This window comes from Sporosarcina oncorhynchi (assembly GCF_033304615.1).
Lineage (GTDB): Bacteria > Bacillota > Bacilli > Bacillales_A > Planococcaceae > Sporosarcina > Sporosarcina oncorhynchi.
The window spans coordinates 2,945,381-2,958,682 of the sequence record NZ_CP129118.1 but is presented as its reverse complement, the minus strand read 5'-3'; the positions used below and the strand labels follow the sequence as shown (position 1 = coordinate 2,958,682).

Below are 13,302 nucleotides of genomic sequence, written 5' to 3'. Positions count from 1 at the left end.
TTTCATCGATTCTTAGGAATTGGTGGGAGGCCTTTTTGTGGTGCCTGCCACTCATTCAATCTCTGTTTAAGAAGTCATCATTGAAGGACATAATGCTATGCCGGACCTAGCAGAACAAATCGTTGCACAAGGCCTTGAAAAAGTAGCTGAAGTTGCAAAAGCATTGGCTGCTCAACCAGCTACTGTATAAGATAATAAATAAATTCGGAAAATCCCTTCGTGAAATTTGAACTGAACCCCAAATGGTAGACACTTTTAAAAAAAGTGTCCCCATTTTGGGTTTTTTCTGTCTAAAAGCCTAGGTTTACTAAAAATAACTATCCCATTTCTCTAAACAAGATTTAGAGTTATTACTGGAAGCGGCGGTCTAATAAAGTTTAAGTTATTCACACCCTTTTTCCTTTTAAAATAGAGATAAAGCTACAATGTTGATTTCCGCTGCGAGCGGACGCTTTCCACGGGCACGGCTTCAGCCAACCGGACCACGAAGAGTCCGGTTTGCCTTAATTTCTGCGCTTTTTGCAGAAATTAAGGCAGCCTTCTGCTCGCAACGCTACGCTTGTGTTCGCAAACGCCGTTCTTCGTAACGGCGTTCGCTCCAATCAACGGTGGTTCCTATTAAATGAATGAGGTGATGGATATGATGACAAAGAATCAAATCAATGAACGTGAACAGTTGGAAATGCTGACTATAGAGCAGTTGATTATGGTGCCAGTGATCGTTTGAGTGCCTGGCACCTTATTTGAAGAATCAATTATAGTTGGAGTGTTTGCGGGTTCTTCGAGGGATGTAGAAACAATTTCTTGTTGCTAGTATAATTTGTTTAAGTCTTCTTAATAGTGTAAAATATTGGTGTGGTGTGGTGTCGTGTTAATTAAGGGAAATGGGGCTGAAAAATGATTAATGTAATGAGAAAGCATTCTATTGAACAATTTGTTAATTGTGAAAGACTAGTGGGGGTATCGATTTCTTCTGATGACAAAAGAGTTTTAGTTGGCAGTGATCGTTCAGGTGTTTATAATGCATATTCGGTTTCTTTGGCAGACGGAGAGACAGTTCAATTAACGCACTCTCAGGATAATTTAATGATACCGATAGGTTATTTTCCTGATGGTCGCAAGTTTCTGTATAGAAGTGATCAAGGCGGGAATGAACTCACACATCTCTATATGCAATCTGAAAACGGCAAGAGTGTAGATCTTACGCCTGGGAAAGAAGAAAAAGCGGAGTTTCATCGTTGGAGTCGGGACGATAAGTATTTTTTCTATGAATCAAATAAGCGGGACTCTCGTTATATGGACTTGTACGAAATGGATATTGACACATTGGAATCGACATTATTGTTTAAAAATGAAGATGGTTATATGGTGGCAGCGATTTCCGACGACAAAAAGTATATTGCTTTACTCAAGCCTAGAACATCAAATGACTCCGATATGTTCATTTATACCGAAGAAGAAGGTGTCAAACATTTGTCTGAACATATTGGGGATGAGCAGTATCAACCTATCGCGTTTGACGCGGATTCAACCTGCATATACTATTTAACAGATAAAGATCACGAGTTTTTATATTTGAGCCGTCTATGTTTATCGACTGGAAGCAGCGAAATAGTAGCCAAAGAAGAGTGGGATATTCTAACTGCACGCTTTTCACCAAATTATAAATATCTTTACTACTATATTAACAATGACGGAAAAGTTGAAGTGAAAGTGATTGATTCGAAAACAGGGAAGAATGTTGAAATAATGGATTTTCCACAAGGGCAGATTAGCGGGTTATCCATTTCAAAAGGTGAGCGCTATATGGCGTTTTTATTAAACCGTTCTACAGCGCCAGCAAATTTGTATGTGTACGACTTCGAATTAAAGGAATTACGGTGTTTAACGGATACACTTAACGCGGAGATTGACGAACATGACCTCGTGGATGCGCGGGTTATTCATTACTCTTCGTTTGATGGTCTTGAAATCCCGGCGATTTATTATGAGCCACGTCTTGAAGAGGGGGAAAAAGCACCTGCACTCATTTGGGTACACGGTGGACCTGGAGGCCAGTCGACTGTCGATTTCAGTCCTTTGTTCCAGTACTTGGTTAACCATGGCTATGCGGTACTTGCTGTAAACAACCGCGGAAGTTCTGGCTATGGAAAATCATTTTTCAAAGCAGCGGATTTAAAACACGGTGATGTTGACTTGGCTGATTGTATTGAAGGGAAAAAGTTCTTAATAGGGACAGGGCGGATTGAAGAGGATCGGATTGGTATTATCGGAGGAAGTTACGGTGGCTATATGACGCTTGCTGCGCTTGCATTCCAACCTGATGCATTTAAAGTGGGTGTGAATATATTTGGGGTGTCCAATTGGGAACGAACACTAAAGAGTATTCCACCATGGTGGGAAGCAATGCGTGAACTATTATACAAAAAAATCGGAGATCCATATGAGCAAACCGATTATATTCGTAGTATTTCACCACTGTTTCATGCGGATAAAATCAACAAGCCGCTCATTGTCTTGCAAGGTGCAAACGATCCGCGTGTTTTGCAAGTAGAGTCTGATGATATTGTTGAAAAGGTGAAAGAAAATGGTGTTCCAGTGGAGTACATCGTATTTGAAGATGAAGGACACGGTTTTACAAAACGGGAAAACCAAATTACAGGGTATGGAGCAATTCGAGAATTTTTGGATACGCATTTATAAATGAAAAACGCTCCTGTGCAATTTTGAACAGGAGCAATAGATACTTACATTCAGACTTGTTAATCGTCTGGATGTAGGTGTTTTCATGTTTATAGTAGTTTTGAAACACTTTTGTTTGAGGGCCTGGCACCTTTATTGTCCAAACAATCGAAACTATTCCCTGTGCACATCCGTATACATAACAAACGCGTGGAACGTATAGACAAGATGAAAGGGGAGGAGTTTGGTGTTTTTTACGATTTTGATGGTATTGGGCATTCAAGTCGTGTTGCCTGCAGTTTTTCTCATTACACTGTGGCGGGCAGATTTTAAAAGTCGATGGGAGTGGATGGTGGAAGCGGGTGTGACGGTGTTTTTATCGGCATGGTTATTCCAGGCTGGAAATTGGAGCTGGATTGGCTATTATTTTCGGTATCTTCTAGTCGTCTTGCTCATTGTGGCGCTAATTCGTTCATGGATGAAAGTACGAGAGCTGCCGTCCAAAGTGGCTTCCGACGAAAAGCGGAAACTGTCAATGGGCGTTTCGATTTTTCTTCTTGTCATATTCGGTGCCTATAATGTATTCACCGTGGCGGGTTATTCAACGAGTGAGCCTGCCCTTGAACTGACCTTTCCGTTGAACGAAGGCACGTACTATATCGGTCATGGCGGCAACAGCCGCTTGCTGAATTATCACAAGTCCCATGAACCGCAACAGTTTGCGCTGGATATTCTGAAAGTTAATGCGTTCGGGATCCGTGCTAAAGGGCTATATCCGAAAAAGTTGGAGAACTACTATATTTTCGAAGATGACCTGTTCAGTCCTTGCACGGGAACAGTGACTGAGATCGAAAATAGTCTGCCTGATTTAACACCGCCTGAAGCGGATCCTGACAATGCGACAGGAAATTACGTCGCCTTAACGTGCGAAGATTCCGACGCAATCGTCTATCTGGCCCATATGAAAAAGGGTAGTGTCACGGTAGATCTGGATGAAATCGTGGAAGTCGGGCAGAAAATCGGTAAAGTGGGGAACTCCGGGAATACGAGCGAACCTCATTTGCATATCCATGCTGAAAAAGACGGCATCGGCATCCCGATTCGGTTCGATGGTAAGTTCCTTCTCCGAAATCAGCTTGTCCGTTAACATGGCACGATACAATCCATCTTTAGGGAGGAGTGTGGCCTTTGTGGTAGATAAACTGAAATGCCTTCAATGCAATGGGGAGCTGGTAAAAGGTTATATCTTCAATTCCCACAGGGTTTACTGGTCGGAATCCGAATGGCCCGCCTTCATGGACGAACGATCGGCAGAAGTGCTGATCAAGATGGCCACGTTCAGAATGCGAAAAACACCGGCCTACCGGTGTGAGATTTGTCAGCTAGTCACTTTTTCGTATGGATCGGAAAACAAGTAGAAAGGGCGTGTATAGACGGGCATTCGAATTGTTTAACTATGGTGCCTGTCATTCATTCGAAATTGCAATATTGATTTTTGAATAAAAGAAGCGAACATTCTACGAAACTTATCAGCTATTAAGAACGTATCGATAGTAGTAATTTGAGTTATGTAACAATCAATCCATTTAGTTTAATAAGAAAAATGGTCATTTGATAAAAGTAAGTTACTAAATTGTTGATACATGGGGGGAAAAAAATGATATATGTTATTAGACACGGGCAAACAGATTTAAACAAGGAAAGAAGAATGCAAGGAAGATTGGGTTTACCTCTCAATGAACACGGAATTAAACAAGCGGAAAATTTGAGGGAGAAAATTAAAGATATTAAGTTTGATTATGTTTTTTCCTCGCCACAAGAAAGAGCTATCCAAACAGCAGAAATAGCGACTGGATTAAAAGTGACAATAGATGCAAGGCTAGATGTTTTTGACTTAGGAGAAGCTGATAGATTAGAAACTAGCGAAGTGAAAATGGCTGGAGTAGTACCTGATTCAAGTGTTTATAAAGGTGTTGAAGATACAATTGTATTTGTTGAAAGAGTATTTAATTTTTTGAGTGAACTTGAAACTGAACATAGAGGGAAAGAACTAAATATTCTACTATCCGGGCATAAATGTACTACTGGATGTATTGGTTCCTACTTTGATGGTATACCGAAGGATGAAAATATTCTAAGTTTTTCATCAAGTAATGGCGATTATAAAATATACAATTTCAAATAAACCATTTCACTATGTGAAACAATGCACTTAAACTAATGGGGGCGTTTGTGACATAAAAAATAGTGCTGATTCAGTAACCGGGTACTTGTTGGTTAGAATCTATAATTTTATGAGGTGAAAAAGTATGGGTATAATCCTTTTGCTGTTGATTATAAGTCTGTTTATTGCACTAAAGATTTTCAAAAAGAAATATCCCGAAAATGAATTTGCTGCACAATTAGGAACGGCTATATTGGTAGGAGCGATAATAGTAAGTGCCCTTATACCACATGGTGGATCAAAAGTTCTTAAATATACAATTGTAATCTTTGGAGCAATAACATTTATTGGTATCGTAGGAGACATAATTAATTCCAAAAAAAAACAAATAAAATCATAAGCGTTTCTTCTGCAAACGGGGGCGATTGTGAAGTACTACACTCTTAGTTGATTGGAGTGGAGGCCGGCGACTCCTTTGGTATAAGCGAGAGCCGTAACGTAGAACGGCTTTTGCGAGTGAAGCGTAGCGAAAAGGAGCACATCTACATCTTAGCACTAACAGGTTGAAATCCCACAGGGTAGCGTAGCGGACCGAGGAGGATCGCCGCACGTCCCCAGGAACGCGTCCGGCCGGAACGCAAATCAACGGTTTCATCTAATTCCATTAAAGGGTACGATTGTTGAATTCATCTATGCCACAATCGCTCCGGATTGTGGAGGGAGCATTCTAATATTGTAAAACTTTACATTACAACTAACGCCAGTTAGTTGAAGAAGTGACAGGGAGTTTTTATGCTGCATATGACACATTAAACGCAGGGGGTGTAGGAGTGAATAGCAAAACTAAAAAAACAGTTTCTACGGGCATTTCATTCGGGTCGGCTTTAGCTATTGCTATTTCTTGGAGTTTACACAAATCTATTTTATGGGCTTGTATACACGGATTGTTTGGTTGGCTATATGTAATTTATTATGCTTTGACACGTTAATTTAATGTCACATTCCGAAAATGCTGTGTATAAAAGGAATGTGCTTGTTAAGCTAAAAGGTGCGATTTTCGAACAAACTTCATCAACCAAAGAAGACGCTAGATGAAGTAGATTAGCGGGAAAAGAACCTATTTTTAGGTTCTTTTTTTATTCATCTTTTATCATGAATATTAAGTAACAGAGCTGAATTCAACAACCCCGATTACTAGTCCGAAAAAATGGCTTACAAATAAATAATATGGTATTATTATCTTGAATTCGAGATATTTATATTGCTCAACCTATTGGCGATGAAATTGACTTCTTGCCTTTTAGCATGAAAGAAAGCGAGGAGCTGTGACAGCGGAAGCAAAGGGTTAATAGTTGTCGTTTTGAGGTAATGAAAATAACAGATCCTTTGTATTAAGAAAGATAATGCTTTCGCGAATAAAATAGTGTTTGAATTGGTAATAAACGGCCAGGGGCTTTCAATTGATTAGACAATTTAATCGTTGATAACTATGGTGCCTGTCACTCGTTCAATCATTTATGTTTGTTTCAGTTAACGTGATTGTTTGAGTGCCAGGCACCTTAATTGAAAAGAATCCAAGGAGGAAGTAAATGATGAAAACAGCTGGAATTCACCATATAACTGCAATTGTAGGCCATCCTCAAGAGAACGTAGATTTTTATGCGGGCGTGCTTGGGCTGCGATTAGTGAAGAAAACGGTAAACTTTGACGATCCAGGAACGTACCATTTGTATTTCGGAAACGGAGCTGGAAAACCGGGAACGATTATTACATTCTTCCCGTGGGCAAACGCTTTTCAAGGAAAGATTGGTGCAGGACAAGTCGGTGTAATCTCATTTGTAGTCCCGATGGGCGCGCTGTCGTTCTGGGAAAACCGTCTTGAAAGACTCAACATTCATTATACAAAAGAAACACGGTTTAACGAAACGTATGTATTGTTTGAAGACACACATGGTCTTCAACTGGAATTGGTAGAGCGAGAAGATGGAGACGTAAATACGTATACAATTGGTGACATCACGCCAGATGTAGCGATTAAAGGCTTCGGCGGGGCAACATTGCTTTCAAGTCGCCCAAAGGAAACAGCAACAACGCTTGAAGACGTAATGGGGCTTGAAAAACTTGGTGAAGAAGGGGACTTAACACGTTTCCGTTCTTACGGCGATATTGGAAATATTATCGATTTAAAAACAACGCCTCTTGGTCGTGGAGAAATGGGCGTGGGGACAGTGCATCACATTGCCTGGCGTGCAAAAGATGACCAAGACCAATTGGAGTGGCAAGAATTCGTCGGGAATTCTGGCTTTGGGGTAACAGAAGTAAGAGACCGTAATTACTTCAATGCCATATACTTCAAAGAACACGGAGACATCTTATTTGAGATCGCTACAGATCCTCCAGGTTTTGCTCATGATGAATCACCCGAAACGATGGGAGAAAACTTGATGTTGCCCGCACAATACGAGCAGCACCGTGAAAAACTGACAGAATCACTCATCCCAATTACAGTGCGTTCAGTTGATTAACATTCGTCTGTCCTATGTAAGAACGGTTTAAGCTTCATACACGTAGTAGTTGAAGGCTAAACGGATACCAATTCGTTTAGCCTTTACTTTTCGTAAAATGAAAAATGGTTGTCGAGCTTATATAGTACGCTTTAACTATCAGTTGAATCAATATAGGCGACTATTTCCATCCTAATGAAATAATGAAATTTAATTAGAACGTCATAAGCATCAACGGATTATCCGTCGTCAGCACGTATGCAGGTTATGGAAAAGAAAAACCAAATGAGGAATGGTCCGCATCTGGCAATAAATAATCTTCAATTATTCCTACTGCTATACATATACACGTCACTGCCGATTTGCGCAATCATCTCACGCGACTCTACTTCTGTGCACCCTTTTGACAGCACGGTAACCGCTACACAACGGCCATGCACATATAGCAATGCACATTCATGCATAATTCCTTCGACAGTGCCCGTTTTCCCGGCAAACTCCCACTGTGGAATGGCACCGACGATGGTAGACTCAGTAGCAGGAAAGCGGTCAGCCAAGCCATTCGACAGTTGCTGTTGTTTCAGAATGCGCACCATCTGCTCAGATGCATGCAACGAAACGCATTCTCCCCGAGCAATCCGCGTCAATAAAGCAGTTATATCGGCTGCAGTTATATCATTGCTGTTCGTCCGATTTGCTTGGACAATCATTAATTTATGATGAATTTCGCTTCGTTCCATCCCTAAGCCGTTCATGACAGCTTGAATCTTTTCGGTTCCAATTAAATCTATCAACATATTCGTCGCAGTATTATCACTTTGGATAATCATGAGGGTGATTAAATCATAAATCGGCAATTCAATGCCGGGGGACATAAACTGCAGAACGCCGCTGCCACCGACGATATTATCTCTCCGCAACGGCAAACAATCCCCTAATCGGATAACTCCTTCTTCCGCTGCAGCAAACACCGCCGCCATAATGGGCACCTTGATAACGCTAGCCGCATAAAAGGATTCGTTGCCATTCAAAGAAAACGCTTCGCCTTTAGTCAAATCCTCGACCGCAACAGACCAAGTGCCTTTCGCATCTTCCAAACGTGCTTCTATTTTCTCCCGTAAGCTCTTCATGACATCCCCCTTAATGAACTAACGAAGCCCGTAACGTCGTAATCCCGTTTTCAACATACCCCTTCAAACACGTTAGCATATACACCCAGCCTTCTTTTTGACCAACCATTTTAGCAACGAGATCAGGGTCATCGGCCTTCATTCCCGATTCAGTCACTTGCATGAGCGTACTCCCATCCTCGTTATGCAATGTCATCGTCACGGTCGTTTCGCCCCACGTGAAAACGATTTTCTCGTTGTCCTGGACCTCCACTACATCGATAACCCCTTCGGCACCATATTCCTCGTACTTCCAAGTAATTGTCTTGCCTTGTTCGACTCTATCCGTGCCAGAGGAAAACCAATAGCCGGCCATTTTCTCGGGATTGACAATCGCTTCGAACACGTCACTTGCCGGTTTATGAATCTTCATTTTTGTTGTGATATCCGTATTCAATGTATGTAACTTCCTTTCTGTCATTGCAGATAATTAATGAGGAATTAAAACATTCCATTTTCATTCGGTGATTCTTCCGGAACGGGTTGACCAACGTCCCACATTTCAACGATTTTGCCGTTAGAAAAGCGGAAAATGTGGACTACTGCTGCTCCAAGGTCATTAAGGTTCTGTTTGATGTGGGAATAGACCATCACCATTTCCCCCTCAGTTATCGTCTGTTTCACTTCGAATGTCTTGTTCGGGCTCATGCCGTCATTCTCTTTCATCGCCTGCTTCAACGATCCTCCATCCCCAGAGAAATAGGGATTGTGGTGGCGGAGCTCGGGGCTTACGTACTTTTCATAAGCTTCGTCTATTTTGCCTGCGACGATTAGTTGTAGATAGTCCACTGCTTTGACTTTATGTGATTCCATTGTAGTTACACCCTTTCGTATTAACAACTCACGCTGCTATTCCACAACGCTGCACACTCATTTTGATGCTCATCATACCCGAGGAAAACCAATAGCCGCCCATTTTCACGGGATCGACAATCGCTTCGAACACGTCACTTGCCGGTTTATGAATTTTCATTTTTGTTGTGATTGCTGTATTCATTGTTGGTTAGTTCCTTTCTGTAATGTCGGATGTGATTTTCGTAACAATCGGTTCCTCGTGCGAAACAATATAGACGATGTGATCAATACAGGCCAGCGCGTATAATATGGGCCTCTTGCCTGGCAATTCTGGACCGGACAGCTTCCATTCGTTCTCCAAATAATCGAGGAACATCGACTTCTCATAAATCCTGAACGCATCTCCCCTGAATCGTTCATCGTCATTCCAACGAGTATACATATTCACCGCGGCAAGAAATGTAATGTAGTAAGAAAAATCAATCTGATAGGCTGTCACCTCTACATCTGGTTGAGGATGAACACGTAATTGCCAACTATCCTTCGCTTTATGTACAATGAATCTCAAATTGACCCCTTTGCTTTTCGGTACACTTACTTGTTCAAATGAAATACAAAAACCCGTCTCATTGACCAAATCCTCGAATTTCAATGCTCCACCCCCAAGTACTCCTTACTACATTTCAATGCCTCAGAGATCGTCCACTTCCCAAGGATCGATATCCGCGTAGATGTTAAACCCATTCTCCCAATGGGTCTTGATCCACTGAATCACTTGAGCGATGTCCTCACTATGAGCAGCGGCTTTCTGCTCCAGGTTTTTTGCTTCGTGTAATTTAGAGGCGCACCAAGCAGGATCTGGGAAAGACTCAAACCATTCCTTATCATCTTCTTCGAGCGGATCTGTGTGGCACATGCCGTCATCGACCGGCAACATTTTCGGCCAATCAAGTCCGAGTCCGGCATCTTCCATCAATTGACGGATTTCAAGGCCGAGTGTGTATGGGAAGGTAAACTCCGCTACATCCTCTTTTTCATTCGGGAATTGCAGTCTATACTCTGTTGGGTTTTCCTGCTTCAACAGCTTTTGAAAGAATGATGCCTTAGGTGTTGTCTCGATAATTGTGTAATTGCGAATGGCCATTACCCGCACTTTATCCGCATATTGCTCGGTCGTGCTATTCGGGTATTTTTCAGCCTTAATGGCTCTCGCCTTATCCAAATCTCGCTGTTCTGAAGATGTCAGTTTTGACCGCAATTCTTTTTTCCGAAGATCCGGAATCATAAGTTCCAGCCTGCGTGATTCCTCTCGATCCATTATGTATGCCTCCCATTGTTCGTATTGACGATTATCCTCTTATCACTAATTCGGCACAATGCGCGAAATTCCTTTGTACATGCCCGTCAAAAAGAAAACGCTCCTCGACAAACTGTTATCGAGGGGCGTGCTGATTCATTCTACAAAAAGATGATGTAACATTCGCTCCCGGTTTTCGAAAAACTGTTTCATGATGGCGTAGTGATCGGTTTCTTCCAATGTTGTTTCATGCATCCCGTCTTCAGTTATCTGAATGATTTTAGAGAGCGGGTGTGCCATGACGATTGGGGAGTGTGTGGAGATGATGAACTGTAGTGTATGGTGCCTGTCACTCGTTCAATCATGAAAGTTCAATCATTTATGTTTGTTTCGGTTAACGTGATTGTTTGAGTGCCAGGCACCTTAATTACGCCAAGCTTTGCAATAATGCGTGGCATCGCTACACCGATAATCGTTTGGTTAATGGCGGAGAAGAATAATGCGACCATGATAGCAATCATGATCGTAACCTTTTTTTTATCTGTTAAATGATTCATACTTCCTTATCCTTTCGAATCCGAGAGACAGTCGTATTCGCTTGTTTAAATGTTTCTATTAAAAACCCTAACTCTTTGTCTGATGAATGTCCGAAGACAACTTTCATGACAGCCAATCCCTCACGCTGAAGTTTTGTAATCGTTTCTCTCCCTAAATCTGTAATTGCTATATAGACGCTTCGTCGATCTTGTTCATCACGGACACGCTCAATGTAGCCGTTTTTAAGTAATTTATCGGAAGCTGTTGTCACTGCTCCAGGTGTGAGGTAAAGTGATTCTGCTACCTCAGACATCTTCTTTTGACCATGACGTTCCAGTAGAAATAAAATATGCGACTGGGAACCTGGAAAGTGCTTTTCGAAGATATCTTTCCACATATAACTCATTTCTCTTGATAAACCCCAATAAAGTTTTCCGAATTCGGAAAATAGATCTTCATTTTCAGATGGCATATTATTCACTCCTTTTTCCGAATTTACTTTAGCTATTAAAAGGTTTAATAGTTAAAGCATAATTCAGTATAGATAATTCATGTCTAGTTGTCAATTAAATCTGTCCTAGTTGGGCTTACTTGGATATGACAATTCGTAAAGATTTTGCAGCGTTGAAAAGGTTAGAGGAAAATGAGGTTATAGAAAAAATGATAGACGCACTTCGGGGGGATCGGAGAACTTGCAATGATAGTTATGAAAATGTGTTAACTATGCTTCGTTTTATATTTTCACAAAAGGAATTGAAACCTATGGTGAAAGATAGAAGAATGTTTCTTAACTTTAGGAAACTCTCAAATAAAATCTGTATTTAGGCCAGTTTTTCACCCTTAACTTTCTCAACTTTACAAAGACTAGCAAAATGGTTATTCTTTGCTAAAATAAAAGATAGGAGAAAGGGGGCGAAAGGGTGGGAATCGGTTCGAAAATCAGATACTTTCGCACCAAGAACAATCTAACACAGAAAGAGTTGGCTTTAGGAGTTTGCGCTACATCCTATCTAAGCAAAATTGAAAATGAAATCGTAGAGCCTAGCAATGAAATGTTGGATATTTTCTGTTCTAAGCTTGGATTGGAAACGGCAGATTTGAAGCTGGAAGGTGATTATCTTCATAAACTACAACTAAAATCGTTGGAACTTCACCGGGCAATCCGGAATGGATTCAAGGAAAGTGCGGTCGACTTATATAATGAAATTATAGCGAAGAATCGAATGATCATCGATCCGGCAATGCAGGTGTTTAAAGTGTTGTTTGGATTGCGTATTGCTTTAATGAAGAATGAGCGTGAGGAAGCGTTCGAACTTTACGAGGAGACGACTAAGTTGCAGGAGTATATACCCGAAATGATGAAGCCATATTACAACCGGTATGGCGGCCTTTATCATTACATGTATGGTAGCCTTACAAAGTCGCTCCAGCTCTACAAAGAAGCAGAGAAACTTGTGCCCCGGAGTGAAATAGAGGATGTGTATTACCAGCTTGCACTCGTACACCATCTTTTAGGTGAATATTCAATGTCGACATATTACGAAGAAAAAGCCTTGGAACTCTTTGCTCGAAAGATGGATTATGAACAATGCGTGAATTGTCAGCTCCTATTAGGGATTAACTACCGAAAAATGGGTAACTTGGAACGAGCAAAAGAGACTTATCTTAGCATCTTGGAGAAAGTGACGCCCTTACAAAACCGAGAAGTCATCGCTAAAGTTTATCATAACTTAGGATTGGTCTGTGCCGATGAAGGTAAGTCTTCCGAAGCGATTACAGCTTTTCAAATAAGTCTAGGCTATCGTGACGACGAAAAATCGCGAATGAAAACTAGCTACAGCATTTCTAAAGAGTTTCTACGTATTGAAGATGAATCGAGTGCGACTAAGTTTATAAATGTCGGGCGGGAAATTGCGGAAAGTGTAAAAGACGAGGAGCATGTCATAAAGTTTCAAGTCCTCAAGTATAAACTAGAGAAACTGGAACATGATCCGATTTTTGAATTTTATATTTCAATGATAGCATTGCCATATTTCGAGGAGCGTTCTGACCAACAAATGATTAAGGAATATATCTATGAATTGGTTGCTTACTACGAAGAATGTCGCCAGTATAAGTCAGCTCTTACGTATCTGAAAAAAATACTATAAAGGG

15 protein-coding genes and 2 pseudogenes are annotated in these 13,302 nt (G+C 41.1%); 8 read left to right on the top strand and 9 right to left on the bottom strand.

Features of this window, described 5'->3' with window-relative positions; genetic code table 11:
* Positions 1–70: 70 nt before the first annotated feature.
* The 7 genes and pseudogenes from QWT69_RS17340 to QWT69_RS14485 form a co-directional block, all read left to right on the top strand.
* Positions 71–190 (top strand): annotated as a pseudogene (locus tag QWT69_RS17340) (FMN-dependent NADH-azoreductase); the annotation flags it as partial.
* Between the two features lie 707 nt (positions 191–897).
* On the top strand, positions 898–2,703 hold the full coding sequence (locus QWT69_RS14505) for a S9 family peptidase (RefSeq protein ID WP_317966812.1): 1,806 nt from the start codon (positions 898–900) through the stop codon (positions 2,701–2,703).
* Between the two features lie 226 nt (positions 2,704–2,929).
* Complete coding sequence (locus QWT69_RS14500; RefSeq protein ID WP_317966810.1) at positions 2,930–3,829, top strand: M23 family metallopeptidase; 900 nt, start codon at positions 2,930–2,932, stop codon at positions 3,827–3,829.
* The gene (locus QWT69_RS17335; RefSeq protein ID WP_431312294.1) at positions 3,753–4,100 is read left to right on the top strand and encodes a PF20097 family protein; all 348 of its coding nucleotides are present in this window, start codon (positions 3,753–3,755) and stop codon (positions 4,098–4,100) included. Before QWT69_RS14500 ends, QWT69_RS17335 begins: the two co-directional genes overlap by 77 nt.
* A gap of 239 nt (positions 4,101–4,339) precedes the next feature.
* Positions 4,340–4,867 (top strand): histidine phosphatase family protein, encoded by a 528-nt coding sequence (locus tag QWT69_RS14495; RefSeq protein WP_317966808.1) that lies wholly within the window; start codon positions 4,340–4,342, stop codon positions 4,865–4,867.
* Positions 4,868–4,991: 124 nt separating this feature from the next.
* The gene (locus QWT69_RS14490; RefSeq protein ID WP_317966806.1) at positions 4,992–5,246 is read left to right on the top strand and encodes a hypothetical protein; all 255 of its coding nucleotides are present in this window, start codon (positions 4,992–4,994) and stop codon (positions 5,244–5,246) included.
* A gap of 1,189 nt (positions 5,247–6,435) precedes the next feature.
* Entirely contained in the window at positions 6,436–7,371 is a 936-nt protein-coding gene (locus QWT69_RS14485; protein WP_317966804.1) for a ring-cleaving dioxygenase, read from the top strand.
* Positions 7,372–7,670: 299 nt separating this feature from the next.
* On the opposite strand, the gene QWT69_RS14480 is transcribed toward QWT69_RS14485, so the two are convergent.
* The 9 genes and pseudogenes from QWT69_RS14480 to QWT69_RS14440 form a co-directional block, all read right to left on the bottom strand.
* Complete coding sequence (locus QWT69_RS14480) at positions 7,671–8,480, bottom strand: serine hydrolase (RefSeq protein ID WP_317966802.1); 810 nt, start codon at positions 8,478–8,480, stop codon at positions 7,671–7,673.
* A gap of 10 nt (positions 8,481–8,490) precedes the next feature.
* Positions 8,491–8,916: an SRPBCC family protein gene (locus QWT69_RS14475; protein WP_317966800.1), complete on the bottom strand. Its 426-nt coding sequence runs from the start codon at positions 8,914–8,916 to the stop codon at positions 8,491–8,493.
* 44 nt (positions 8,917–8,960) lie between these two features.
* Positions 8,961–9,332: a nuclear transport factor 2 family protein gene (locus QWT69_RS14470; RefSeq protein WP_317966798.1), complete on the bottom strand. Its 372-nt coding sequence runs from the start codon at positions 9,330–9,332 to the stop codon at positions 8,961–8,963.
* 28 nt (positions 9,333–9,360) lie between these two features.
* Positions 9,361–9,516, bottom strand: coding sequence for an SRPBCC family protein (locus tag QWT69_RS14465; protein ID WP_317971174.1), 156 nt, complete (start codon positions 9,514–9,516; stop codon positions 9,361–9,363).
* A gap of 6 nt (positions 9,517–9,522) precedes the next feature.
* The gene (locus QWT69_RS14460; RefSeq protein WP_317966796.1) at positions 9,523–9,966 is read right to left on the bottom strand and encodes a hypothetical protein; all 444 of its coding nucleotides are present in this window, start codon (positions 9,964–9,966) and stop codon (positions 9,523–9,525) included.
* A gap of 39 nt (positions 9,967–10,005) precedes the next feature.
* Positions 10,006–10,632 (bottom strand): hypothetical protein, encoded by a 627-nt coding sequence (locus tag QWT69_RS14455; RefSeq protein ID WP_317966794.1) that lies wholly within the window; start codon positions 10,630–10,632, stop codon positions 10,006–10,008.
* A 135-nt stretch (positions 10,633–10,767) separates the two neighbouring features.
* Positions 10,768–10,944, bottom strand: a pseudogene (locus QWT69_RS14450) (AAA family ATPase); the annotation flags it as partial.
* Between the two features lie 38 nt (positions 10,945–10,982).
* Positions 10,983–11,168 carry a hypothetical protein gene (locus QWT69_RS14445; protein WP_317971172.1) on the bottom strand — a complete coding sequence of 62 codons (186 nt, stop codon included), beginning with the start codon at positions 11,166–11,168 and terminating at the stop codon, positions 10,983–10,985.
* Positions 11,165–11,620: a MarR family winged helix-turn-helix transcriptional regulator gene (locus QWT69_RS14440; RefSeq protein WP_317966792.1), complete on the bottom strand. Its 456-nt coding sequence runs from the start codon at positions 11,618–11,620 to the stop codon at positions 11,165–11,167. The genes QWT69_RS14445 and QWT69_RS14440 overlap by 4 nt, the downstream gene beginning before the upstream one ends.
* 448 nt (positions 11,621–12,068) lie before the next feature.
* On the opposite strand from QWT69_RS14440, the gene QWT69_RS14435 reads away from it, so the two are divergent.
* Positions 12,069–13,298, top strand: a complete 1,230-nt coding sequence (locus tag QWT69_RS14435; RefSeq protein WP_317966790.1) for a helix-turn-helix transcriptional regulator — start codon at positions 12,069–12,071, stop codon at positions 13,296–13,298.
* The last annotated feature ends 4 nt before the right edge of the window (positions 13,299–13,302 follow it).

Bases quoted from the DNA above. Each gene is read 5' to 3' on its own strand.
- QWT69_RS14505 (WP_317966812.1), top strand. From the start codon at position 898: ATGATTAATGTAATGAGAAAGCATTCTATTGAACAATTTGTTAATTGT.
- QWT69_RS17335 (WP_431312294.1), top strand. From the start codon at position 3,753: ATGCTGAAAAAGACGGCATCGGCATCCCGATTCGGTTCGATGGTAAGT.
- QWT69_RS14495 (WP_317966808.1), top strand. From the start codon at position 4,340: ATGATATATGTTATTAGACACGGGCAAACAGATTTAAACAAGGAAAGA.
- QWT69_RS14490 (WP_317966806.1), top strand. From the start codon at position 4,992: ATGGGTATAATCCTTTTGCTGTTGATTATAAGTCTGTTTATTGCACTA.
- QWT69_RS14485 (WP_317966804.1), top strand. From the start codon at position 6,436: ATGATGAAAACAGCTGGAATTCACCATATAACTGCAATTGTAGGCCAT.
- QWT69_RS14480 (WP_317966802.1), bottom strand. From the start codon at position 8,480: ATGAAGAGCTTACGGGAGAAAATAGAAGCACGTTTGGAAGATGCGAAA.
- QWT69_RS14470 (WP_317966798.1), bottom strand. From the start codon at position 9,332: ATGGAATCACATAAAGTCAAAGCAGTGGACTATCTACAACTAATCGTC.
- QWT69_RS14465 (WP_317971174.1), bottom strand. From the start codon at position 9,516: ATGAATACAGCAATCACAACAAAAATGAAAATTCATAAACCGGCAAGT.
- QWT69_RS14455 (WP_317966794.1), bottom strand. From the start codon at position 10,632: ATGGATCGAGAGGAATCACGCAGGCTGGAACTTATGATTCCGGATCTT.
- QWT69_RS14445 (WP_317971172.1), bottom strand. From the start codon at position 11,168: ATGAATCATTTAACAGATAAAAAAAAGGTTACGATCATGATTGCTATC.
- QWT69_RS14440 (WP_317966792.1), bottom strand. From the start codon at position 11,620: ATGCCATCTGAAAATGAAGATCTATTTTCCGAATTCGGAAAACTTTAT.